Raw genomic sequence first — 1,900 nt, 5'->3', positions numbered from 1 at the left:
CGGGTTTGCTTCATCGGGGTTGCTTGTCTTGCCATGGTTCACCTCGTTGCAGTTTATCGCTTAACGGGGTGTCCACTGGAACTGGGCAAGATCATGGCGCCGGACATGCCTCGTGCGTAAAGCACCAGGTTGAGGATGCCCGCGCGCAGCAGATGCTTCTGCGCAGTCATATCGGTTTTGACGAACTTATCGCGGACTGCTGGTGAGCTGGCAAGGAAGTGCTGGTAGAAAGTATCAAAAAAGTTCTGGTTGGCGCAGCAGCGACCATAGCTTTGCATTACACGGTTGGCGGGATTCAAGTTTTTCATATTTATTTTTCTTGAGTTAAGGAGTTGCGTGAAATCATCTGCTATTTTCTGGCAGATTGTAGAGTGTATTTTGGGTTGATCTTTTCCCTGTTTTTTAATTGTACGGTTTACTTTTTTTGGTGTTTTTTGTTGTCGTTCTGGGGTGTCTATTTCCCGGTGCACCTTAATTGTGCGGGAGTGACGCCGAGCTTGGCGCGAAGTACGCGAGTTAAATGTGCTTGATCTGAAAAACCGCAAAGATAGGCGATCTCCTTGATGGCAAGCGAACCCTCGCACAGCATGCGTTTGGCCCTCTCGACGCGCTGATTGGTAACGAATGTGTGTGGTGAGCAGGAAAATGACTCGCTGAATTTTCTGGAAAATGTCCAGACGCCAAGTCCCGCGGTATCAGCCATATCATCTAAGCGTATGGTGTCCTGCAAGTTGGCATCAATAAACTCAAGCAAACGCTGCTTCTGCAGTTGAGATAGGCGGCCAGGAGCTTCTCTCTCCTTGAAGGTGACGCTGGCATAATGGCGCAGAAGGTGAATGGCCAGTTGCATGCCCAAGGCTTCAGCATACAATGATCCACCAATTCCACGGCTGCTCACTTCCCTTGTGATCGTGCTGGAAATGGATGTCAAGATTAAGTCTTGCGTGCGAAGTAGATCATGAAGACGAACCTCTTCGATCGGGCGCTCCATAACATCCATGGCCACGCGTGACATCAGCGCATTGGAAAGATAGATGTGCGAAACGTCGATCTCTTCGGTCCAGTGCCAATGTGAATCCTGCGACATTGTCAGCAGGGAAATGTCTCCCGGTGCGCAGGCCGTACGTTTCCATCCTTCATCTATGCATCTATCCATGGGGGTCCGGCCCATGTAATAGCAAACGATCATGAAGTGATCAAGAGGTGGGATCAGAACATCCTGGCCCTTGTAGCGATATGATCGCTGCTCTATATCTTTCCACCCGAGTTCTTCGCTTGTGCTGAGAACCTCTCCTGGTACCCACTTGATAAGTTCCTTTGGAGGGATGGCTTTCGGCATGCTTAAATTCTCTCTTGATGGCCGTCTTCCTTGCTCTTATTGCGATCTCAAGTAGAGTGCAAAAAAAGCACAGGGCGGGCTTCAATTTTTATTAGTATTTACATCTGTAAAAATGTTAGCACGCAGCTGTTTTGTAGGAAAGTGATATTGGTTTTTGGTGGCTCCAAAAGATAATAAAAAATAAAGTTTTTATAGGTTGGTGGAATAAACAGTGGGGTGCATGGGAAGGCCAAAGTTCTCTCGTAATACTTTGCATAGGTGGTAAGGCGTGAAGGTTATCGCGTCAGTCGCTGGCTATATCACTGTTGCAGATTCGGCTTTCTGCTTGGGGTTCGAGAATGAACTCCTGCAAATAAAAAAACGGCCGCCCGTGGACGGCCGTGAAGGGCTGCGCGATCAGGATACGCAGCGGGGGAACTCACATCAGGCGACCGCCTTGAGCATGTCCTCGATGACCTTCTTGGCATCGCCGAACACCATCATCGACTTGTCCATGTAGAACAGCTCGTTGTCCAGACCGGCGTAGCCGCTGGCCATCGAGCGCTTGTTGACGATCACGGT

2 protein-coding genes and 1 pseudogene are annotated in these 1,900 nt (G+C 49.4%); all 3 read right to left on the bottom strand.

Features of this window, described 5'->3' with window-relative positions; translation table 11 throughout:
* Nucleotides 1-68 precede the first annotated feature (68 nt).
* Nucleotides 69-299: pseudogene (locus BMZ19_RS21980) on the bottom strand (globin family protein); the annotation flags it as partial.
* 155 nt (nucleotides 300-454) lie between these two features.
* A complete protein-coding gene (locus BMZ19_RS21975) occupies nucleotides 455-1,339 on the bottom strand; it encodes a helix-turn-helix domain-containing protein (RefSeq protein WP_090313883.1) in 885 nt (294 codons plus the stop codon).
* Between the two features lie 423 nt (nucleotides 1,340-1,762).
* Nucleotides 1,763-1,900: NAD(P)(+) transhydrogenase (Re/Si-specific) subunit beta (locus tag BMZ19_RS21970; protein ID WP_139214726.1), on the bottom strand; the 138-nt coding region annotated here is incomplete at its 5' end.

The organism is Pseudomonas linyingensis (genome assembly GCF_900109175.1).
Classification (GTDB): Bacteria; Pseudomonadota; Gammaproteobacteria; order Pseudomonadales; family Pseudomonadaceae; genus Geopseudomonas; species Geopseudomonas linyingensis.
Note: the sequence above shows the minus strand (reverse complement) of the source record. Positions and strands in the feature narration are given on the sequence as shown.